General features: G+C 46.3%; 17 protein-coding genes. 2 read left to right on the forward strand and 15 right to left on the reverse strand.

The features are described 5' to 3' along the window. Window positions 1–54 precede the first annotated feature (54 nt). The 12 genes from VNQ80_RS09500 to VNQ80_RS09555 all read right to left on the reverse strand — a co-directional run bounded on the left by VNQ80_RS09500 (window position 55) and on the right by VNQ80_RS09555 (window position 15,652). Window positions 55–1,443 carry a hypothetical protein gene (locus VNQ80_RS09500; RefSeq protein ID WP_325637850.1) on the reverse strand — a complete coding sequence of 463 codons (1,389 nt, stop codon included), beginning with the start codon at window positions 1,441–1,443 and terminating at the stop codon, window positions 55–57. 33 nt (window positions 1,444–1,476) lie between these two features. Next, on the reverse strand, window positions 1,477–3,825 hold the full coding sequence (locus VNQ80_RS09505) for a DUF4838 domain-containing protein (protein WP_325637852.1): 2,349 nt from the start codon (window positions 3,823–3,825) through the stop codon (window positions 1,477–1,479). A 127-nt stretch (window positions 3,826–3,952) separates the two neighbouring features. Further along, complete coding sequence (locus VNQ80_RS09510) at window positions 3,953–5,140, reverse strand: O-antigen ligase family protein (RefSeq protein ID WP_325637854.1); 1,188 nt, start codon at window positions 5,138–5,140, stop codon at window positions 3,953–3,955. A 22-nt stretch (window positions 5,141–5,162) separates the two neighbouring features. Beyond that, the gene (locus VNQ80_RS09515; protein WP_325637856.1) at window positions 5,163–6,329 is read right to left on the reverse strand and encodes a hypothetical protein; all 1,167 of its coding nucleotides are present in this window, start codon (window positions 6,327–6,329) and stop codon (window positions 5,163–5,165) included. Then, complete coding sequence (locus VNQ80_RS09520) at window positions 6,322–7,524, reverse strand: hypothetical protein (protein ID WP_325637858.1); 1,203 nt, start codon at window positions 7,522–7,524, stop codon at window positions 6,322–6,324. Before VNQ80_RS09520 ends, VNQ80_RS09515 begins: the two co-directional genes overlap by 8 nt. A gap of 109 nt (window positions 7,525–7,633) precedes the next feature. Further along, the gene (gene wecC / locus VNQ80_RS09525) at window positions 7,634–8,845 is read right to left on the reverse strand and encodes a UDP-N-acetyl-D-mannosamine dehydrogenase (RefSeq protein WP_325637860.1); all 1,212 of its coding nucleotides are present in this window, start codon (window positions 8,843–8,845) and stop codon (window positions 7,634–7,636) included. Between the two features lie 16 nt (window positions 8,846–8,861). Continuing rightward, window positions 8,862–9,998, reverse strand: coding sequence for a non-hydrolyzing UDP-N-acetylglucosamine 2-epimerase (gene wecB / locus VNQ80_RS09530; protein ID WP_325637861.1), 1,137 nt, complete (start codon window positions 9,996–9,998; stop codon window positions 8,862–8,864). A gap of 391 nt (window positions 9,999–10,389) precedes the next feature. After that, entirely contained in the window at window positions 10,390–11,484 is a 1,095-nt protein-coding gene (locus tag VNQ80_RS09535) for a lipopolysaccharide biosynthesis protein (RefSeq protein WP_325637863.1), read from the reverse strand. Between the two features lie 5 nt (window positions 11,485–11,489). Continuing rightward, a complete protein-coding gene (locus tag VNQ80_RS09540) occupies window positions 11,490–13,949 on the reverse strand; it encodes a polysaccharide biosynthesis/export family protein (RefSeq protein WP_325637865.1) in 2,460 nt (819 codons plus the stop codon). 163 nt (window positions 13,950–14,112) lie between these two features. Beyond that, complete coding sequence (locus tag VNQ80_RS09545) at window positions 14,113–15,144, reverse strand: hypothetical protein (protein ID WP_325637867.1); 1,032 nt, start codon at window positions 15,142–15,144, stop codon at window positions 14,113–14,115. 29 nt (window positions 15,145–15,173) lie between these two features. After that, window positions 15,174–15,455, reverse strand: coding sequence for a Txe/YoeB family addiction module toxin (locus tag VNQ80_RS09550; RefSeq protein ID WP_325637869.1), 282 nt, complete (start codon window positions 15,453–15,455; stop codon window positions 15,174–15,176). After that, a complete protein-coding gene (locus VNQ80_RS09555; protein ID WP_325637871.1) occupies window positions 15,437–15,652 on the reverse strand; it encodes a DUF2683 family protein in 216 nt (71 codons plus the stop codon). The genes VNQ80_RS09550 and VNQ80_RS09555 overlap by 19 nt, the downstream gene beginning before the upstream one ends. A 137-nt stretch (window positions 15,653–15,789) precedes the next feature. Here VNQ80_RS09555 and VNQ80_RS09560 point away from each other — a divergent pair, with 137 nt between their 5' ends. Then, window positions 15,790–16,386, forward strand: a complete 597-nt coding sequence (locus VNQ80_RS09560) for an RNA polymerase sigma-70 factor (protein WP_325637873.1) — start codon at window positions 15,790–15,792, stop codon at window positions 16,384–16,386. On the opposite strand, the gene VNQ80_RS09565 is transcribed toward VNQ80_RS09560, so the two are convergent. Genes VNQ80_RS09565 through VNQ80_RS09575 form a run of 3 tightly spaced genes read right to left on the reverse strand, consistent with a single transcriptional unit; the run spans window position 16,371 to window position 21,041 of the window. After that, window positions 16,371–18,401 (reverse strand): hypothetical protein, encoded by a 2,031-nt coding sequence (locus tag VNQ80_RS09565; protein WP_325637875.1) that lies wholly within the window; start codon window positions 18,399–18,401, stop codon window positions 16,371–16,373. The genes VNQ80_RS09560 and VNQ80_RS09565 overlap by 16 nt on opposite strands. Beyond that, the gene (locus tag VNQ80_RS09570) at window positions 18,398–20,122 is read right to left on the reverse strand and encodes a right-handed parallel beta-helix repeat-containing protein (protein ID WP_325637877.1); all 1,725 of its coding nucleotides are present in this window, start codon (window positions 20,120–20,122) and stop codon (window positions 18,398–18,400) included. The genes VNQ80_RS09565 and VNQ80_RS09570 overlap by 4 nt, the downstream gene beginning before the upstream one ends. 4 nt (window positions 20,123–20,126) lie before the next feature. After that, a complete protein-coding gene (locus VNQ80_RS09575; protein ID WP_325637879.1) occupies window positions 20,127–21,041 on the reverse strand; it encodes a hypothetical protein in 915 nt (304 codons plus the stop codon). Here VNQ80_RS09575 and VNQ80_RS09580 point away from each other — a divergent pair. Continuing rightward, on the forward strand, window positions 21,030–21,155 hold the full coding sequence (locus VNQ80_RS09580; protein WP_325637881.1) for a hypothetical protein: 126 nt from the start codon (window positions 21,030–21,032) through the stop codon (window positions 21,153–21,155). The genes VNQ80_RS09575 and VNQ80_RS09580 overlap by 12 nt on opposite strands. The last annotated feature ends 23 nt before the right edge of the window (window positions 21,156–21,178 follow it).

The raw sequence follows: 21,178 nt of genomic DNA on the forward strand, positions 1-21,178 counted from the left end.
TCTAACTGGCAGACCTAATGTGAGCCGTAAAATACTGACTCTATCGGCACCCGCTTAATTTCCACCCATTGAAATTTCCTTGTAGTTTTCGAAATCAGAAACTACATACCGCAATTTACCTCGTTGTGTTCTTTCAATCTTCTCAACTTTGATAAAATTAAAAATGATATCGTCGCCTAGACGTTCTCTTAGCTTCTCTCTCACCCCCTCTAAATCTTTTGAGATATGCTCGTAGCTGCTATTTGACACATATCGAATATCCAATGAATAATCTTTCTTTTGATGAATTTGAGCTTCAATAATCGAATCTGTTTCGGTAAACAATGCAGACAACGACCCAACTTTTCCACCAGATTTTAGTAATACATATTCTCCATTTCTACCATCAACGTGTAGCACCTTCCGATATCCCGTTTTACTACAGCAAGTGTCTATTGTCGCAATATCATTCGTGTCATACCTCAATAACGGCATAGAGAGGTTGGCCAAGTTCGTTCCTACAATTCTATAAGTACCATTGCTCTCCACAAACTCTACCACAGAAAAGTCCTCATCCACAATCAATTCATGGTTGGAATTTTCCGAAAAATTAGCTACGCATTCTGCTAACCCATAATGGCTATAAGGTCGGACGCCGAACGCTTTATACATCATATTCCGTTGAAAATCGTAAATGTTCTCTCCTCCTACCGTTACATATTTTATATGTCCGTCAAGACTCAGATTATTAGCAATCAAGCTCGCTGCAAACGCCGTTACTATGGAAGGATATCCATGTATCCAAGTTAACTTTCGTTTCTTAATTTCGTTAAAGTATTCGATCGCGTTCTTTTCGTTAATATGAAATGCACTGAACTTTACTTGCCGTAATGGAGATGAAACCCTCCAAAATGGCGAGTCAGTCTGTTCAATTGGGACAATCGTCCTAGATCCAAAATCGGCACACCACATATCAAGAGGAATACCTATGCAAATCCTATACTTCCACCATAGGGCAAATTGCTCTTGGAGCTGGTCAATGGTGTAATACAACACGAGTGAACTACCCGTAGAGCCACTTGTTTGAATTTTAACAAGACGGTCAATTTTATATTTCGATGAGATAAATTCGCTCGGATTCTGTCTTACTTCTTCCTTTGTTAAGATCGGCAAAATCTTGAGGTCCTCAGCGGTCTTAATATCTGACGGTATAATCCCAGTTTTTTTAAAAACTCTATTGTAGTATGGTACTGTCTCAACGCAATGATTTACCATTCTTTGCAATCTTAGACTCTGATATTCTATTAGTCGCTCAAATGGCCATTTATTTCTTTCTAAGTACTCGGTCAAAAAAGTTGGAAATCCTCCACCCATCCTAGACTTCGCTAACTTAAAACCTTCGTAACTACAAGCTAAATTTTGTAGAAAGATCGGAAGTCGCTTGTATATTTCTAGTTTATTCATATTCGTTATTAAGATGAAATTTGTTTCCCACGGTTATTCGTACTTGCTAATTTCTACGTTGTCCACAAAAACGGCTGTGTGGGCAAATCCTTTCAAATCGATTTGAAATCTTATTAATGACGGATTCGATTGATTTTCTGAGCTTTCAATATCAAACTCAACAGCTATATCCGTCCATTCACCAGGTATAAATGGAACTGTATGTTCTTGTGACATGTAACGGTTTTTAACTGTTTTCTTCTGATTATCGAGTATTTTCATCAAAACGTTAAACTCCCCCGACGTATTGTCATCAGGAACTAATATACTTAACTTTGCAATATATTTTCCCTTTTGATATGCTAAGTCTTGGTAGATACTACCTAGATTAATATTGCTACCAACTAATGAAGATGTTCCAGACCTAACTTTATCCGTTGAGATAGAAAAATTACCTTTATCAGTCTTACCTAACCAAGAGCCCCAACCAGCTTTTCCTTCTTCAAAAGAACCGTTCTTCGCCAATCTATCACTAACCCTACTCATTACAGTGAGTGATTTTTCTTTGTCTATTTTATTCTCCTTGAGGAATGTCTGAGACCCTAGCTTGGAGGTTTGAGGATTGAAATATCTTCTAATGTAACCGACAGCAAGTTCAAGCAAGCTATCGCTTTCAAGGGAATCAAGAACGTTTTCAAATTTACTTCCATCAGCGAATTTTTCAAAGGATGATTCTTGGGTTCTTCCACTATTTATGACAATTACCTTCTTGTTGTTTTTATAATAGAGAATGGCACTTCTGTATAACTTCCATGCTTTTAAAAGATCATTAACACGTGCCTTATGTGTATCGGTTGCAGCTAAGTCTTGCATTTGTTGCATTAATTGATCGCACTTAATAATATCCTGTTCCGTAACTGCACTTAAATATTTATCGTTATTAAATGCTAAATACTGACCATTGTCTGTCCACCAAGAAGTTTTAGGAGCTTCGACTGTCCAAAAATTTTCCCAAATCTCATAATAATCTTTAAGCTTTGGTGCCGCTTTGTCCCCAACTGCGGCTACGTACCATTCGTTTAATAAAGAATCTACATCTTGGTATGGATTCCATAATAGTTTCGCCAATAACCAAGCTTTTGGTCCCTCCCCCCAATTTGGATATAGTTCAGAAACATAGTATTGCACATTATTCTCTACTCCAAGTATTAGATAATCTTTCATATGATGAAACCATACACGAGGCAACAAATAGCTGAATCCATAGACGTAATCATACCAACCGACCCGATTAGCGGCGTTATCCCATCTTTGGGTATTTATGAGTCCTTGCTTTTTAAGCTCAGGTTTTACCCATTTTAGGAGTTCATAAGTAATGAAGGGGACCACATTTTTATCAATCTCAAAACTTGGTGGCTCAGCTAAATTATTGTAAGCCAGAAGTCCGAATTTTTTATCAGGATACTTAGCATTTACTTTCCTTACAACTGAATTGACCCATGAAAAATACTCATCGGAAACATCCTGATCACCTAAATAGTTTGTTTTTCCACTTCTTCTACTCGCAGACGCTTTCGACTGGTCGAAATTCTTAGAGTCATTAATAGCTAAAGAAGCTGATGTAAGTTGTGGATTCTTATCAAAGGAGCGAATTATTTTTTCGGCCGCCGCATCATCAATTCCTTTAGCAGAAAAATTGGGTTGCCAAGTTTGGTCATTTTTATCTTTAGGGATATATCGTTTCCCTCCGATTAGTGGATAAAATTCCGGATTTGATTTCCCAAATTCATCAACAGGAAAAATGCGGAAAAGATTGTGATTAAATTCAATGCGGTTTCGTAAACGATTGTGACGGCCCCATACTCCCTGACTATTGGTTTCAAGAACATTAATTGGGGCAAGTCTCCTAGATAAATAATGCGGATTCGATTCTATTGTTGTTTTGGGTACGATAATAGTGGCTGATTTTGGTATCTCCGTCCATTTATCTCCCGGCATAAGCCATTTAATACCTAAAAACCTGTCAAGAAAATCATACACGCCAAACTCCGTTCCCCAGTCACTTCCCCCGACTATTACGAAATCATCATCCCCTAAACCTGACAGAATAAACCCGTCTTCATCCAAAGTGCCACTATCTAAATTTGATCCCGGCGCCACCCCTATAAACAATGCTGGCAAATTCGATTTCTGGCTTCTAATTTCTAATTTGACTCCAGTACTTTCCTCTACCATCCTTTGAAAAAACTTTGCAGCATCTTTGACTTGGTCGCTGGCGTCCGTTTCTACGACAATATCTACGTAAGCTCTATTATTAGATACAATTACAATGTCATTGTTATCCCCGAAGCAAGAAGATAAAAATGATATAAAGAACAAGCCAATTAATATTTGACGTTTCATTTTTAACTATTTATCGTTCATTTAAATAATTCTCTTATCACATTGCCGTTCTCTAAACGGAAGAAGCAAAAAGGACACCAAAATATCGTTACTCTCCGTTCACGAATTCATAAAATACCCTCTGTCCTCAAGTGGCTAAGTGTGAATTTCGAGTATTTGTGACATCATTTTTCCCTGTGCCCATCTTTCTATAATGAAAAAGCAAATAAGTCCCTGTCAAATAAAACAAGAATGATTGTATCGTCAATTCACCAGCAAACAACATGCTGATAAAGGAATAAACATACAGAATAGACACAAAAGTGGAGTATATTCCATTCTCCAATGGAATTTTTCTTACGATCAGCAGCGCTCTCATTGACCACAATAAAAACAGCAACGCAATCAGCGTTCCCATCTCAACGGCTGCCTCCAAAAACAAGTTATGCGGCGCAACGATAAAGGAATGGAATTTCGCAAATCCGCCAAATCCTACTCCCCAAAAATTATCCTGTATGATTGCTAAAGCTAAGCCATAAAGTTGTAACCTATTGCCTTCTGTCGACTGATTTTCATAAGACAACCCTTCAGGACTCAAAATTCTGCTAGAATATTGTTCTGGAACAACGTACGTAAGAACGAGATATAAAGCTATTAACCCTATTGTTAGAAAAAAAAGTATTCGTAGTCCTTTCTTCAGATTTAACTTTCTCGCGGTGACAAAATAAAATGAGGCAATGAACACTGGTACTGGTGTCTTTGTAGCTGTAAAGAAAACGGCTGATATCGACAACAACAATATTAATACTCGCAGGGCATTGACACCTTTGTAATAAATAACTGAAGCAATGTATATGCCTGCAATCATACACAGCCTAGCCATTATGGCTGGATTAAGCCCCATCTCGCTTCTCCTTCCCTCGTTAGGATTCGAATAGAAGATTGCAAACAAACAATATACGAGACTTACATAAAAAAGCAATTTAGAAAATAGTTCGAGAGCCCGGTCATTTTTAAGGAGAGTAGGAAAAGAAAAGAACGTTAAAATGACCACGATAAGCAAGTAAGGGTATTTATTGGCGCCGTATTCCCCATATGTACCTAAAGTAGCTTTAATAAAAAAACAGTACAATAGAACAAAAATTGCAATGCCATAACTCTGTGCCTTCCTACGTTTAAAAATATCGTATAGATTCTCTGGCAACGCAAATATCGCGGCGACCCCAAATGAGCTGAACGCCAACGCTTGTCTTGTGGAGTTGTCGAGCAGCGAGAGATTTATTAACCCGTACCCCAGCACCATAAATATAACTCCATATTTCTCGCGCGCCTTCATAAATAATTACCTCACCAAGGTATTAGAAATCACCTTTCAAATCAAGTTGATTTTGTCTAAAAAATAAGGTCAGCTGCTCCTCAAAGTATCCATATTTATTTGCCAACAAGCCAGCGTTTTTCTTAATTTGATTCTTTTCTTCTGCATTCCTACTTAATATCTTAAGCCGCTCGGCTAAACCTTGGCCATCCGAATAATCAAACGAAATTGCCGCATTGGCATTTCTCAAATATTGTGCGGTTTGAACTTCGCTATTAACAATAATGCCGTTCCCTGTCTTAATGGCGTCTCCCCATTTATTCGATTCCGCTAATTGGTTAATTTTTATACGTGGGTCGAAATATGTCAAAACAAGGTCCGATGCGAAATAACTAGCTAATGCCTCGGCATTACTTACATTACCTAAATAATACACATTACCTTGTTTAGAAAGCTCGTCCGCTTCCTTGCACGCGAGCCGCCCTGCAAGGATAAATTTAATATCATAATCTTTTAAATCCCGAGATAATTGGAGTGCAATATTCAACCCCCTATCTTTACTTAAAAGCCCGTTGATATTGATAATCAAATCTGCTTTAGGCCATAGCTTTTTCTGGTATATTTTTTTCGCTGCTTCTATTTCGTCGAAGCTAGGCGTGTTTTTTATTATATAAAATTTATTTGACGTAAAATCATAACGTTCAATTCCCGGTATTATGTGCTGAAAAGCTTTCCGAGAAGTCCAAACTTCTAAATTCTTTATCAACCAGCTTATTGGTTTTGGAAAGTTAAAAACAAGTGAAAAACGATCAGCATCATCAAACACAACTTTGAATTTTCTAAACAAACCGGCAATGAGAACAGGAAAAGCGCTTTCGAATCCGAGTGCCCAAATAACTTCATCTTTTTTTAGTTTAAGGCAAGAAAAAAAAACCTTTACCATCCATAAGAAGTACATGTATTTGACCTTTCCGCCATACCCCCCCCCTTTTAAAATCAAGTCTTTTTCAATTTTATCAAAAAAAGCTAGTTCTCGACCTTCGCCCTTAAGTCTCTCCCAACCTTTATGGATAACCTTAAATTCTTGACCTTTGTGAACTTCATCCTTGCAGAATATAAATTTCACCAATTTGGATAGCCGAAGTCGTTTCGAAATTGCTGAAACCGGAGCAATAATGATAATCCGATCTATGGAATTACTTTCAAGCATACTGAAGCCGCTTCAATGTTTTGAATGTAAATTTGTTAGAAATAATCAACCTTAAAAGCCAGTTTCCGAGTGTTGCTAGAGATATAAACCAAGCTGCTGTTATGCCTTTGAAATATAAAAGAATAATAAAAATCGAAATTAAATAGAAAAGCGTACATGTTCCAGTGATTACCGCAGCGGACCGTAAATCCTTAGCATCTCCAAACACGCCTAAGCAAACGGAAGTAGTTATGTAAAGCCCTCTAGTGATACACATAAATGATAATGAAAGTATCAAAAATATGTCCAAATCGCCAACAGGTATATTGATATAAAATATCATATATAAAATTCCTGCAAAAGCTGAAAATATTGTTACCAAAACAGAATACAACAATATATTTTTTGAAAACTTCCAGTATCTTGGTATTGACATATTATTGTCCTTTCTCACTTTAGGCGCAAAATAAAAGCCCAAAAACCCGTTTAAGCTAAGGGCAATTGGCGTGAAAACTGCCGTATACTTAAACAAATGTGATGAGGCTTCAACATCGTTACTCAAGTTGATAATAAATTGCTCTCCGTAAATGGCAAAAATTAAAGTCATATTATGAAGCAAAAATGCAGAGCTAATTGCAATAGCCTCTTTATCTGACAATTTCACGCAAGTTTCATTTTCGGGATTAGGAATAAATCCTTTTAAAGGGATAGATATTGCAGTGCCAATAGCTAGGGCAAAAAGAAAATAATAAACGGCGTCAACACCTTCAAACAGATAAAGTCCGAAAAGCAATATTATCTTCCAAAAGTTCGTAGAGAATTGCGATTTCCAAAGATGAAAATTAGCACGCGATGCTGAAGAGAAATAAGATAAAACAGCTAATAATAATACACATATGGATATTAGGGCTGCGTTTTTAAAAATATACCCCTTAACACACATGAGCAAAACAATTAGTAGAATCGCGATAATACAACTTTGAAACAAGAACTTTAAATAAAATCTCTTAATTAAGCTCTGATCGCGTATAAAAATTTGATCATATCCCAACAGGCAAAATGTGCCTACGATAAGCACAGTTGATTTAATAAATGCCCATTCTGCTACCTTGAAATCACTGAAATTACTAGAAACATGCAAATCGGCCAAAAGCACACATAAAAGCCCCAAGCCGTAAATTGCAAAAGAAACTATTAAGTCCTTATTCAGCTTCATCTTCTGTACAAACGTCAATAACTATCATATGATGTTATTTTTAATTAAAAACACAGCGATTTTCAAAAAAAATACTTAATACGGATTTACTATCAAATAGCCCGTCATGTTAAGCTTTAATTCCACAAAAATCTAAAACAATTTTACCTTTCCCTATTTCTAGCGTTTTGAATTCATTGTGCGCAACTAAAAATACGATGATATCAGCTTTCTGAACCGCCGTCTGATAGTCGGTGAACTTGAAAATCGAGTGCTCCTGCACGTTAGGCTCCACGATATAATATTCCTCGTCATTCGCATCTTGCAAAATCCGTTGAACAATATATTTTGCAGGAGATTCCCTTAGATCGTCGATATTTGGTTTAAAAGCTAACCCCATGAGTGCGATTTTCGGCTCTTGATTATGCTCCAATTGGAAAGATTTGCGAGCCTCCTTTACTTTCTCAGCACACCAAAATGCCTTATGGTTATTAATTTCACGTGCTTTGCCAATAATGCGTGATTCCAATGGATAGTCTGAAACAATGAAATAGGGATCTACTGCTATACAATGCCCGCCTACGCCACAACCGGGTTGTAGTATATTTACCCTGGGGTGTTTGTTGGCCAATTTGATTAGTTCCCACACGTTAATTCCAGCTTTATCGCAAATCAGAGAAAGCTCATTAGCAAAAGCGATTTGAACATCACGGGACGCATTCTCGGTAAGCTTACACATCTCCGCAGTTCGTGCATTTGTGGGATGCAACTCGCCTTTTACAAATTGGCAGTAGAATGCAATGGCTTTTTCGGTAGAAGCTTCATTTAAGCCTCCGATTACCCGGTCGTTATGAACCAATTCATACATTACATTACCTGGCAGTACACGTTCGGGGCAATAAGCAAGATATATCTTTCCTTCGAGCTCAGGGCGCTTACTAAAAATTAAATCCCGCATTTTTTCCGTTGTCCCTATCGGAGAAGTCGATTCTATAATGTATAAATCCCCTTCCTTCAACAGAGGTATGACTGCTTCTGTCGCTGCCTGCACATAGGAAATATCCGGTTCATGATCACCTTTAAACGGTGTGGGTACGACAATAAGGTACGTATCTGCACCAATCGGCGTTGTATCAGCTTTCAGGTATCCGTTAGATACCGCAGTAGCTACGGCTTTATCTAATTCAGGTTCGACAATGTGAATCTTGCCAGCATTGATGGTTTCCACCACATGTTGATTAATGTCAACACCTAAAACAGAGATTTCATTCTGTGCGATAAGGGCCGAAGTGGGGAGGCCGATATAACCTAAACCAATGGTAACAACTTGAGGTTTATTCATCGTAATTATTTTTTATTTAGTCTTGTAAAACTGGTGAAATCTGGTTGGCAATGAATGATAAAATGCGTTCGCAAGCTTTACCGTCACCGTAAGGGTTATGTAACACGCTCATTGCTTCATAGGTTTCTGTATTATTTAAAAGGCGACTACATTCGGATACAATCTTTTTTTGATCGGTACCGACCAATATCACAGTTCCTGCTTCCACTGCCTCGGGCCGCTCGGTAGTGTCTCGCATCACCAAAACTGGTTTGCCTAAAGATGGTGCCTCTTCTTGCACCCCGCCACTATCAGTAATAATCAGTTTGGCGCGGTTCATCAACCATACGAAAGCGGGATAAGCAAGCGGTTCGATTAGTTTGATATTAGGTTCGTCTCCTAAAATTTCGTACACAGGACGCTTCACATTGGGGTTGAGGTGCACAGGATAAATAATCTGCACATTTTGAGAGTGAGCAATTTCTTTAAGTGCATTGCAGATATTGATAAAGCCCTGTCCATGGTTTTCGCGGCGGTGGCCAGTGACGAGTATCAACTCCTTTTCATGATCAATGATAGACTTAAGTTTCTCAATCTCTTGGTTATCAATTTGCTCCACACGGTCAACACTATACAACAGAGCGTCGATAACTGTATTTCCAGTCACCGCGATGGTGCTGGAAGGTACACGTTCATCAATGAGATTATCTCGCGAAGCAGTAGTAGGTGCAAAATGAATATCCGCAATGCGGCCTGTCAATTGCCTATTCAATTCTTCGGGGAATGGCGAAAGTTTATTATATGTCCGCAAACCAGCTTCCACATGGCATACTTTTGCTCCAGCATAAAAGGCCGAAAGAGCAACGGCTGTAGAAGTCGTGGTGTCGCCATGCACATAAACATAATCGGGTCGATATTCATCTAATACCGGTTTAATTGCGGTGATGATATCTGCAGTAAGGGTAAAAAGATTTTGATTCGCCTTCATGATATCTAAATCATAATCCGGCTGGATACCAAAAAACTCTAGCACTTGATCTAGCATTTCGCGGTGCTGTGCTGTTACGCATACTTTCACATCGAATCCATCATGCCTTTTCTCAAACGCTTTAACCAATGGTGCCATTTTAATGGCCTCCGGCCGTGTCCCAAAGACAACAAGATGTTTTGTCATTTATTTATAATTTTATTATCTATTATTATAACTTGGCATCGATCCATTTTCGATTGAAATTGCTTTTGCATCAAACACGACCCCATTCTTTTTCTTATATCGTGGAATATCTATTTCAGAGAACATGGCGTGGGCCACGCAAGGACGATGGCCTCGTATTTTTGAGTCTCTTTTTAGCAAACATGATTGCTAAAGAAAGTCCCACATGGTTTAAACCAATAGCCGCCATACGAGCGTCATCAATGGTTTCTGAACAGGTATAAGTGCTCATTTGATAACAAAGAGATTAGTACTATATCGGTAAACCGTATTTTAGCCTTTCTACGTAATGAGCAACAAAAGTACTCATTTGTTTTCCTTTTGCAAAAAAAGAGCGTATAGGGAAGCCTCTTTACGCATCTTCAGTCATTACGTCGTGATACCATTTTTTTACAATGAGGAACGTAACCACTAAAAACACAGCAAGAAATCCACCTACTAGAATGCCCATTATCTTACCTACCCGATTCACTGCTAGTGGATATACTGGTTGATCGACCAATTGTATGAGCGGTTGTTCTTGCAACAAATTCATTTTGGTTAATTCAAGATTTTGCAGCAACTGGGTAAGCATCACCCGGTTTGATTCAGCTGAAAATTGAGCTTCTTGAGCTGGTACAACCCTTTGCGCCTGTCGTGTAGGATTGAGATTTGGCGTAGCATCGGATACTTTCGCCGCAGAGTATATTGCACCTTCCATTGCCGCCCTAACCGAGTCTACCTTATGTTGAAGAATCTCAATATTATCCGTTGATTTCTTTGTCTTCGTTTGTATATAGAAATCGTTAACCCGTCGTACTAGGTTTTCATTGAATGCTTTCGAAAACACTTCGTCTGGAGATGTCACTTGGACCTGAATGATAGAAAGCTTCTTATCGGGTTTATCAACACGCAGAAAATCTTCCTTTATCACGTTTGTAAATTCTGTTAGTATACTGTCTCGTTGACGGCGGTTTGTAGCGTTCAGTTCATTTGGGTCTTGGCGGAAATCTATCGACAACAATTCAGGATTTTTTCCCCAACTTTTCTTAATATTATTAAATGTAATGTAACGCTCAATAAGTAGTTCGGTTGAGTCCGAAAAGGTAGGGGACAATAATGTCTGCGCTAGCATTCGCCGAGACTTATATAATTCAAGAATATTGTCACCTTCAAAGAGTCCGCCAGCATTAGTGCCCAAATCAATACCCACCATTGCTGCCATACCAGCGTATTGGGCGAGATTGCTCCTCCCATCTCCACCTTCTAACACAAAGGTAGTAGTTGCCATGTAATTTTTCGGATATATGAGTGCGTATCCCAGACCGACTATCCCACCCAAAACACCAACTACAATAAGAATAAGCCATTTTGACACCAAGTAATGAAGCCAATTTCGGATGCTTAAAATTAAGTCCCTAGTTGATGCCTCGTTGTCTTCGGTTGCGTATTTCGTTTCAATTCCCATCTCGCTTACCTTAATAAACTTACGACTACAGCGGCCATCGAGGTCACTACGCTCCCCATACTAATCCATGCTTGTACGCTTAGTGGCTCACGCTCCGGTTTGGCAGGCACGATGATTTCACTGCCGGGCTGCACTTTGGGATATCCCCAAATGGAACCTTCAACTGCTCCATTAGCGTGTTGCACAAACGTTTTCCGCTTATGCGCATCGGCGGTAAAGCCACCGGCTTGATTAATGTAATACTTTAGTGATTTTCCTTTTTGATATACAATCCGGTTGGGATTGAGTACCTGCCCCCGCACAATCACCGTGCGCAATTGCCGTGGTACCACAATGACATCTTCGTCTTCCAACGGGATGTCGTATTTGCGGTTGCCGTCGAGTATTTTATCCAACTTGATACCTACGTAGTTACTAAAATATAGGCTGGTTGCCGCACTATCTTGCCGAATGTTCTCTAACGCTAAACTTTGTATTTCTGCTTCTTCTCTCTCCAGCTCCGCTAATTCACGCTTTGCTTGGCCCGTCAACGCGCTATTGCCCCGCGCCACCATCGCATCTGACGCCTTGCGCTGCAACGAGGCACCGGGCAGGTAGGCAAATTCAGTAACACCGCCTGCACGGCGGATGAGATCGGAAATGGTCTCATCCTTTTTAAGCAGCGCGTATTCGCCAGGCATGTTTACCTCGCCTTCAATACGTACCATGCGTTGCACTTGGTAACCGGTGCTGGTATGCACACTTACCATATCAAACGGTTCTAACACGAAACCGGATTGCAAAGCTTCCTCACGATTGTCGAATTTAACGCGCACCAGCTCGGCAGTAGTGGAGTCTTGCACGTTCGTATTACGGCGTATCCGCCGAGCCACGTCGACATACTCGATGTTGGCTGCCTCAGCCAACCCCCCACTCATCTGGATGAGGCTACCAAGGGTCATCTGCTCTACAAAAGGAAACTGCCCCGGCCGACGTACCTGCCCGCTGATAGAAACGGTGTATTCCTCGCGCAGGTCGAAAATGGAAGAGACAATGATGCGGTCTTCCCGCTGCAGCACATGGTCGGCCTGCTCGTTGCCAGCCATCAGGTCGTTGAGGTTAACGGTAATCAGCTCCTGCGTATTGTCGGGCTTCAATCGGTTGATGTATGCCCGGGCCATAAACGCGTCTTCCTTGAGGCCATCGGCGCGCTGGATGAGCTGCCGCAACGTGAGGCCCTCGGTCAGTGCGTACTTGCCAGGGCGGAACACGGCGCCTTCGATCTCTACGCGGTTGGCGTACCGATCAAGCACTTCCTCCACAATATACTGGTCGCCATTCTGGGGCGTGTAGGTATCGTAATCATCGGCGTAGATATCGGCCACACTACGTTCCCGATCGGTAATCTGCAGCACCTTCACTTTAGCGGAGTATGCCTCGGGGGCGAATTCGCCGGCGAAACCGAGTACATCGGCCAGCGACTCATTGGGGAGCGGCTCAAAGATACCCGGATTATTGACCAGTCCTTCTACCGAGACGTGCCGATTAAAGACAGGGATGTGAATCACATCGCCCGCTTCCAGTCGCACATTACCAGGTTGAACGCCCTTGGTTAGGAAGTCGTACGTGTCGATAGTCTCAACAACTTGGTTGTTACGGATAAGCTGGATGTTCCGATAGGTACCTTTGGTCGATGGGCCGCCAGCGGCATAAAGTGCATTGAACACGTTCGCCAGCGACGGCAATGTATAAGTACCGGGCCGGGTAACGAAACCCGTGAGGGTAACCTTGATGCTGCGGATATCGCCAAGTGTGAGCGATAACCGGGTGCTACCAGACCGCAGCTGGGGATAGGTACCTTGCATCTGCTGCCTGATTTTGTCGCTCGCGGCTTCGATGGTGAGGCCGGCAACCGATACAATACCGACGTACTCGATGTTGACAGTTCCTTCCTGCGAAACGGGCAGTTGGTAGCTGGCTACGTTATCGCCGGTAAGGTCGAGCAGCAGTTGATCGCCGGTACCGATGACATACCCTTTGGGTGTGGGGATATTAAGGTTGGGCTCAAACCGGATATTGTTATTGCGGAAAAGCTCGGAACCGAAGATAGCAAGGCCGGTATCATCTTGTTGCACTTGCTCTTGCGAAGCACCCTCTACCACGTCAACTTCTTGGGTAACGCTACGACCAGTGTCATCGGGCGTGACAATATCGTTTGCCCGCGTACCACCAAGCTTCTGCTGCCGCACGGTGGTGATGCGGTCACGGAGCTTTTGCTGCTCGCCGGCGACCATGCCGCGCTGGCCAAGGCTTTGGATGAGCTGCTCATCATTCAACCCGCGCTTCTCCGCTTCAGTAATGATGCGAAGTACCTGCTCATCGGAAAGTTGCTCCACACGTACTTTGGAAACATCGGGGATTTGGGTTTGCGCCTGGGCGGTGATTAAGCAGAAAAGCCCTGCCAGCAATATGAGGTATCGCATCATCGATTTACTCGCTAGTGGTATGTTATGTAACGTTCGAATGGGGCAAAGGTACATTTTTTTTGCTTTACCCGAAGCGCCACGAATCGGGAAATCACTTTGCTCCATCCGCTTCCGTTACAGCGAAAACTGGGCCAAAGTTTGGCTTGCTTTAGTATCCAAAGTTTTAGGACACCCGCTCAAACTTATAAGGATACACCTTGCCCGATGCCCACTGCGGCACATACACGTTTTCGTCCCGGTCTACACATACATCGTGCGGATGCACAAACAAGGAGCTCTGCTGGGCCATCGGTTGGAGCTCATCGCCCGTATAGACTGGCGGCGTACCGCCGATGTTGCTGACTACGCGGTTGTTTTCATCCAGGATGGTCACGAAGCCGCTGCCAGCCGTATCCATATCGGGCGACCGCAATACCGCGGAATAAAGATGGGTACCATGGATCACCGGCCGACACACGCAGGCGCCGGGCAACGCGATGATCTCTATTAGTTCGCCGGCCAGCGTAAACCGTTTGAAACATTGGCGCGGACGATCCGTAACTAACAACGTGGGGGTATCTGTACGGTGATCAATGCACACGCCATGGGCGGTCTCGAAGTATTGGTCGCCCTCGCCCTTGCCGCCAAACCAGCTTTTGAGTTTCCCTTGGGCATCATACACGAAGATGTACTGCCTGCCATACCCATCGGCCACATAGATGTCGCCATTCGGCGCTACGGCGGTTTCGGTGGGTATAAACGATTCCGCTTTGTCGTAAAGCTCCGATTCAAGGGGTGCGTCAAGCGTCCACAGCACCTTGCCGTCCAGCGTGGTTTTATACACCTGGTGCCTCGCTGTATCGGTAATCAGCAGGAACTCATCCCGCCCCTCACCGGCCAGGGTGAGCCCGTGAGCTCCGGGGAAATCGTGGCCCCAACTGGTGAGCAGCTTGCCGCTGGTATTGTACACCAGCACGTTATTGCGCGTTTCGTTCGTGAGCAGCAAAAGGCGCCCGCGACGGTCTTGTACCATCTCGTGGCAATCGTTTACCGGATATTTGCCATTGTCTAGTACGCCCCACCCGTTAACCTGCTTATAGGTCATCCCGTTATGACCGTACAAGGGGTCTGCGCCCGCAAAGGCGTTGATTACAGGGGTGGCGGCCAGCGCCGTGGCGGCAGCGGTAGATTGGGCAATGAATGTTCTTCTGTTCATGACTAAGGTGCTTGAAGGGTTACTAGAGATTACTTATCGCCATAGTGTCCTTTAGCAGACACTACGGTAACAATCACTTCGAGTTCGTTGATTCTATAAACTAGTCTGTCTTTTGAATTAATACGTCTTGACCAGAAACCTGCTAATTCATATTTGAGTTGCTCAGGGTTGCCCGTACCAGTTTCGGGATGTTCCTCCAACTCGACAAAGATGGTATCTATTTTTTTGATGTCTGCTTTATTGCCCGATTTATGGATATCAGCAAGTTGCTTTTTCGCCTTTTTCTCGACGTCTATAAAATATCTGCCCATATATTTTTGGCGTCTTTAATCCGGATAACATTCCCTTTTTTTGCAGATTTGTCAGCTTCCAAGACTCGCTTTACAAATTCAGGTTGATACGGACTGTCAGTTGATTTGGTCTCGAAATCCATCTTCAATGCCTTGGCAAATGCCTTTAATGCAGCCAATTGTTCTTTATTTTTGGGATGAATTACTACTGCTTCCATCACGCAAATTTAACGAAATGTTTCTGCAAAACAACGCCCTTCTTCATTGTTTTGATCTTTTCTTTGATTTTGTCTTCAAAACAAGTACCTTTGGGTATCCCAATTGACCTGGGTCCGGCTTGCCGGACTACAATGAAATGATACAAACGGAAAACCTCATTGCTGAAGAAACCTTGATTGGCCTTAGCGCCGGCTCGCGAAAAGATTTCATGGTGGTATACGATGTTTTCCAGAAAAAGCTCTTCGCCTTTGCCTACCATTACCTCCGCGATAAAGACCTGGCCGAAGACGTGACGCAGACGGTATTCATGAAAATCTGGGAAACCCGCCACCGGATAAACCCCAAGTTGCCCTTTGTGGGCTACCTCTACCGCATTACGCGGAATGAAGTCTTCAACGAACTCCACACCATCGCCAAACGTGAACGGGCGAAAGCAGGTGTGGCTACCGCTTCGCCTGAGCCGACGGAGCAAGCGGTAGATACGATTTTACAGCACCGGGAGTACGACGCCGTGCTCGAAGAAGCCATACAGGCACTGCCCCCGCAGCGACAGCGGATATTCAGGATGTGCCGCCTGGATGGGCTAACCTACCGCGACGCTGCCGCACAGTTGGGCATCTCTTACTACACCGTAAAAGAACACATGACGCTGGCCACGCAGGCCATAAAAAAACACCTCAACAGGAATGAGGTGTTTATCGTGTTTCTAGCCATGGTTTACAGCATCACCTGAATCGTTTCTCCCGGCTGCAAGGTGTACGTTTTGAATGATGTTCCGCCGCGCAGCAACGCCACGGTAAGCTTACCTGCTGCCCGCTCCACGCGGATATCAAACGGCTGTCCGCCGAATGCGCCCACATTGTTCAGTTCCATATGGCCCCATCCATCGGGCAACCGGGGCGTCATCGAAAAGCGCTGGAAACCGGTGGGCCGGATGCCGAAGATGCCCTCTGTAAAGATGCGGCAAAACAGCGCGCTCTCCGCCGACAGGTGGCGCTGGCTCCCCTCGGGCCACGCCTCGATGGGATACGGTACATGCTCGCCCAGCAGTCGGGTGGCCGAATAATGGGCCAGGTAGTCCGATGCTTTTTCGATTTCGCCGGCCGCGAAGATACCCCGCAGTGCATAGAGCGTAGACCGGTCCCAGAAGGTTTCCGTGCCGGCCTGCGTGAGCAGGCCGTCGTTCGTCCATAGGCGGGGCGAAAGCAATGCATCGATGGTGCCGGGTGCGCGGTTGTAGATGCCTACCGTGAGCGGGATGCAGATCCACGACCGCAACACGTCGTTGCCGGCATAGTAGCGGTAGGTTTCAAAGCCTTCTACCGTCGCACCGAAGTGCTGTTCGATGGCCGCGCGCATACGTTTCGCCTCGCTGCGGTAACCGTTGGCTACCCGGCGCGGCAACCGCAGTTCTTCTGCCAGGTAAGCGGCCGACACCAGGGCGTCGTAATACAGCGAAGAAGTGCACAGGTTCGCATCGCCCGCTGGGAAGCGGCCTTCCAGCTCATCGCTGTCGGATGCCACCACCCCCTGGTCGTTGATTTTACGCCGGGAGAACTCCAGGCACCACTCAATCAGCGGCCACAGTTCCTCCGCCTCATCGCGGTCTGCCCGTGCCAGTGCATAACGTGCCGCGCCATACGCAATCATGGCCGCATCGCCGCGGTCGCCCGCACCGGCCCAGATGTCGTCGCCCTCAGCGATGATGGAACTGGGGATGGGTTTGAATTCGGGATTCATGAACCGCGCGAAATGGCGGAAGGCGTTCAACGCCGAGGCGTTGCCGATATTGTAATGTAGGAACGGGAAAAACGGATTAATGTACTCGGCTTGGTCGTTAGCCCAGATGGCGGCGTAATACGACTCGCCTCCCGGCCCGTGCATGTATCCCCCTTTAGTGTTGAAAATACTTTCCGCTGCCCGGATCTTGGCAAAGGCAAACGCGGTATTCAACGTCTCGTTGGGCGAATGGAACACCAGCTTGGACCATAGTTGGTCCACAAAAGCGGTGCGCGTCTGCTCGGCCGCCGCAACATCCACGGCCACGGCTACTTGGTTATCGCTATAAGCTTGGATAGTCACGTCGAAGTAGCAAACCTCACCGGGTTTGAGATGTTGCACCTCGCCCGGCGGCGCATGGAGCTGTGCAAGCAGCGTATAGCTGCCGGATACGCCCTTGGCAGGATCGGTATGGTACACGGCCTGCTGCGTGGGCACGGCGAGCTCAATGGTGTGGTCGCTGATATTCTTGATGGCGTAGCGTTCGCAGAAAACGGGCTGGTCCATCGCCGGGAAGTACGTGCGGGTAAGCTCCACGAGGGCAGGGCCTGTACTGGAGGGGTTATCGCCGATACCCAGCTCGCTCACCACCGAAAGCAGGCCGTTGAGGCGCATGGATTTGACGGTCTCGCGGTTGAGCGACCGGCCATTCACCTGCAGCTGCGACACGTAGTCGATGCCAAACCGCCGCATGAGGCTGGCGTGGGTATTGTTGGGGATGGTGCGCAGCATAGGCCACACGAGCGAACGCTCCAGGCTGAATGACCCGTCGGCATTGACGCCATAGCGCAACACGGCCGACAGGTACTGGCCGCTCATTTCGATGTGGTCGTAATGCGGAACGCGGCCATCCACGTCCCAGCGAATACCGCCGTCGGTATCGATTTGCCAACGCTGCTGCGCGGTAAGCCCCCCGGGCATGCAGCAGGTCCATAAGAAAATAAAAAGATAAGTGATTGGGTTCTTCATTGCTGTTTGTTATCGTTGATGATTACCGGAAGTGAGCCGTTGCCTTGTACGGTTACGTTGGCGCTGTGTTCCACCAGCACGGCGCGGTCGCTGCCGCTGATGGCGTTGTAGCTCACGGAAGCACCATCCGTGCCCGACACGTAGATGGCTTGCCCTCCAGTAGCTTGGATGGTGTTGTTGCGGATGATAATGTTTTTGTTGAGCGGTGGTGGTGGACCGTCGATCCCGGATACGTCGATATTCACGGCCGTGCCGGTCTGCCTGCCGTGGCCGTAGCCACAATCCACGATCCAATTGTTTTCGATGACGACGTCGGTCACCGGACCGCTTTCACGCCAGCCGCTTTCGGCGCCAAGCTGGATGGCCGTACCGCTGCTCTGCTGGATGGTATTGCCGGCGATACGTACCCGGTTGGTTTTGATGAGGTAAGCGCGCGCCAGATGGCTACGCACCGTGTTGTTGGTGATCTCGACGGCCGGCCGGCGGGTTTCGTTAGTGAGGTAATGGCTGGCCGCGTCGCCCGAAAACGGCCGGTCGAGTTGCACGGACACCCGCCACTCCCCGCGGCTGGTGTCTACGCCACGTACCGTATACGTGGTTGCCGGCTTTAGCGATTCCCGATCCACCAGCGACAACGTATCGCCCACATCGGGGAAATCCAGCGACAGTGCATGGAGATCCGCCTGCTCCACCGCGATGTCTACCCAACCGTTGCGTGTGGCATCCGGGTACAGCGTGTAATAATAGTTGTGGATGTTGGTGCAGTCATCGCCCTGCCCGCCAAACTTGCAGGCATCAAGCACGATACGCCCTTTGCAACTGGTAAAGTGCGTGGCATCGGTGTTGGTAGACACCACACCGCCCGGTTCGGGGATGACCTGTAGGTTGCGCAGGAAGATGTCTTCGCTGCGGTGGCCCACCACACCCATACCGGGCTGGCTGTGGATGGTCACATCTGCGAGGGTGATATTCTTCGATTCCTTGATGAGGATTCCCGCCCGGTAGTGCGCCGAATGCCTAAAAATGCACAGGTCGCCCGGCTGCGGCTTGGCCCCCGAGAATACCCGGATGGTAGTATCGTTGAGCCACTCCTTTTTATCGTGCCAGGCACCGGTGTATACGCGTACTTTCGACACATCGTAGAAATGGATGCGGCCGGTCACGGTGCTGTCGAGCATCGCATAACGGCCGGTGTCCACCTGCATATCGAAATAGCTGTCGGTTACCGCGCCGATAACTCCGACGGTATGGGGTGGCCGCTTATAGGTAAGCGTAAGCCCGTTGATGCGTAGGTTTTCGGCATCGGTGATGGACACAGCCTCATACCACCCTTCCAGCACCAGGGTCGCCCCCGCGGCTTCTACGGTCACTCCCCGGCTACCGGCGAGGTCTAAAGCGATGACGTAAGGGGCATCGGGCTTGAATAAGCGACCTTGCACATCTTCGCCATACTGGCCGCTGATAGCCTCGTACTCGATGCGACGTGCCTCATCATCACTAAACCGGTACACACCTGGCGGGAAGTAGACCGTTGCGCCGGGCTGGCTCCGGGCAGCAGCCATCGCCTTTCGGAGCGCAGTTGCATCGTTTTGGCCATCGTCTGGATAGGCGCCGTATGCGGTGACGTCAATCCGGTTTGCGGTGATGCTGTTCGCATTGGAAATGTGCGGGCCGGATAGGGCTAACGCCAACCCAAGCATGCTCATGTGAATTTTCACCATCGTTTTAATTCATATGCGTTTGGATGAATGCCAGTTCGCCGGGCGGGTACGTGCCCCGTACGTCGACCTCGGTATAGCTTTGCAATTTAGTTAAAAAGAAATCAAACTTCTCCCAGTCTGAACTGAGCGCGTGTTCGTGGGTATGCAGCCACCGGAAGGTCTGCTTGAAGGGCTCCCAGCCGATCCGCTCCTGAAGCCGGATGAGCGTATACATAAGCGCGTCGTGTGTGAAGCGCCCTTGCAGGAATGCGTTTTCGTATGAATCGCCGCCGTCCGACCGGTAATAGGTTTTGGCTCCCGTGCCGGTGTACAGCTTGTCGCCATTCACGAACGAGCCGTTGAGCTGATCCAGGGCATAGTACATTCGGAAGTTGGCAAACAGCTCATCGTTCCAGTTCCAATAGGCGGTGGTGCCGGGATAGCGGTCGTCCCCGGCGCAGAAATCGTGAGCGATCTCGTGCATGATGCCGAACTCCCAATCGCCGCGCTCGGCTACGCTGCGCAGCGAGGCGGGCACGTGAACGCGGTGCCAGATGATGGGATTGCCGGCATATGCCCACGAACGGGGGTATTGGTCAACCGCCAAAATGGTAATGGGTTCGCCGCCGTAGGGCGCCTCGCCGATGAGGTCGGTATAGGCACCATACACGCGGTCGAGCTTCTCCATCCAGTCGGTGAGTGCTTGCTCGCTGACCACGGCAGCATCTTCGGGCCGGACGCGCAGGCGCAGGTGCTTGCTCGACAGGGTGTAGAAGTCCTGCTTTTCGAGTTTCAGGTTCTTGAAATAGGCGGTGCCGGTCGACCGGTTGCCGTTCAGGCCCAAGCTAAGGCATAATGCCACGCGGCCGTCTGCCGGTGTCTGGAAGACCATTGACCTAGACCTGAAGTCGGCAATGCCCACCAGGTCTTGCGACGTCATGAACCACTCATCGGCGATGGTGATAGTGGCGCCATGAGCGCCGGAGACGTTTTCGACCTTGACATCGGCCGAGAACCGGTAGATCGCATCGGGTTCCAGCGTGAGGGGGAGTAACGTGTGGGTGACGACCTCATCGG

Origin of the sequence: Parapedobacter sp., assembly GCF_035556095.1 — a bacterium.
Classification (GTDB): Bacteria; Bacteroidota; Bacteroidia; order Sphingobacteriales; family Sphingobacteriaceae; genus Parapedobacter.

What these genes read in the sequence shown, in the direction of transcription:
- VNQ80_RS09500 (WP_325637850.1), bottom strand. Translation starts at nt 1,443, where the DNA reads ATGAATAAACTAGAAATATACAAGCGACTTCCGATCTTTCTACAAAAT.
- VNQ80_RS09505 (WP_325637852.1), bottom strand. Translation starts at nt 3,825, where the DNA reads ATGAAACGTCAAATATTAATTGGCTTGTTCTTTATATCATTTTTATCT.
- VNQ80_RS09510 (WP_325637854.1), bottom strand. Translation starts at nt 5,140, where the DNA reads ATGAAGGCGCGCGAGAAATATGGAGTTATATTTATGGTGCTGGGGTAC.
- VNQ80_RS09515 (WP_325637856.1), bottom strand. Translation starts at nt 6,329, where the DNA reads ATGCTTGAAAGTAATTCCATAGATCGGATTATCATTATTGCTCCGGTT.
- VNQ80_RS09520 (WP_325637858.1), bottom strand. Translation starts at nt 7,524, where the DNA reads ATGAAGCTGAATAAGGACTTAATAGTTTCTTTTGCAATTTACGGCTTG.
- wecC (WP_325637860.1), bottom strand. Translation starts at nt 8,845, where the DNA reads ATGAATAAACCTCAAGTTGTTACCATTGGTTTAGGTTATATCGGCCTC.
- wecB (WP_325637861.1), bottom strand. Translation starts at nt 9,998, where the DNA reads ATGACAAAACATCTTGTTGTCTTTGGGACACGGCCGGAGGCCATTAAA.
- VNQ80_RS09535 (WP_325637863.1), bottom strand. Translation starts at nt 11,484, where the DNA reads ATGGGAATTGAAACGAAATACGCAACCGAAGACAACGAGGCATCAACT.
- VNQ80_RS09540 (WP_325637865.1), bottom strand. Translation starts at nt 13,949, where the DNA reads ATGATGCGATACCTCATATTGCTGGCAGGGCTTTTCTGCTTAATCACC.
- VNQ80_RS09545 (WP_325637867.1), bottom strand. Translation starts at nt 15,144, where the DNA reads ATGAACAGAAGAACATTCATTGCCCAATCTACCGCTGCCGCCACGGCG.
- VNQ80_RS09550 (WP_325637869.1), bottom strand. Translation starts at nt 15,455, where the DNA reads ATGGGCAGATATTTTATAGACGTCGAGAAAAAGGCGAAAAAGCAACTT.
- VNQ80_RS09555 (WP_325637871.1), bottom strand. Translation starts at nt 15,652, where the DNA reads ATGGAAGCAGTAGTAATTCATCCCAAAAATAAAGAACAATTGGCTGCA.
- VNQ80_RS09560 (WP_325637873.1), top strand. Translation starts at nt 15,790, where the DNA reads ATGATACAAACGGAAAACCTCATTGCTGAAGAAACCTTGATTGGCCTT.
- VNQ80_RS09565 (WP_325637875.1), bottom strand. Translation starts at nt 18,401, where the DNA reads ATGAAGAACCCAATCACTTATCTTTTTATTTTCTTATGGACCTGCTGC.
- VNQ80_RS09570 (WP_325637877.1), bottom strand. Translation starts at nt 20,122, where the DNA reads ATGGTGAAAATTCACATGAGCATGCTTGGGTTGGCGTTAGCCCTATCC.
- VNQ80_RS09575 (WP_325637879.1), bottom strand. Translation starts at nt 21,041, where the DNA reads ATGACGTCGCAAGACCTGGTGGGCATTGCCGACTTCAGGTCTAGGTCA.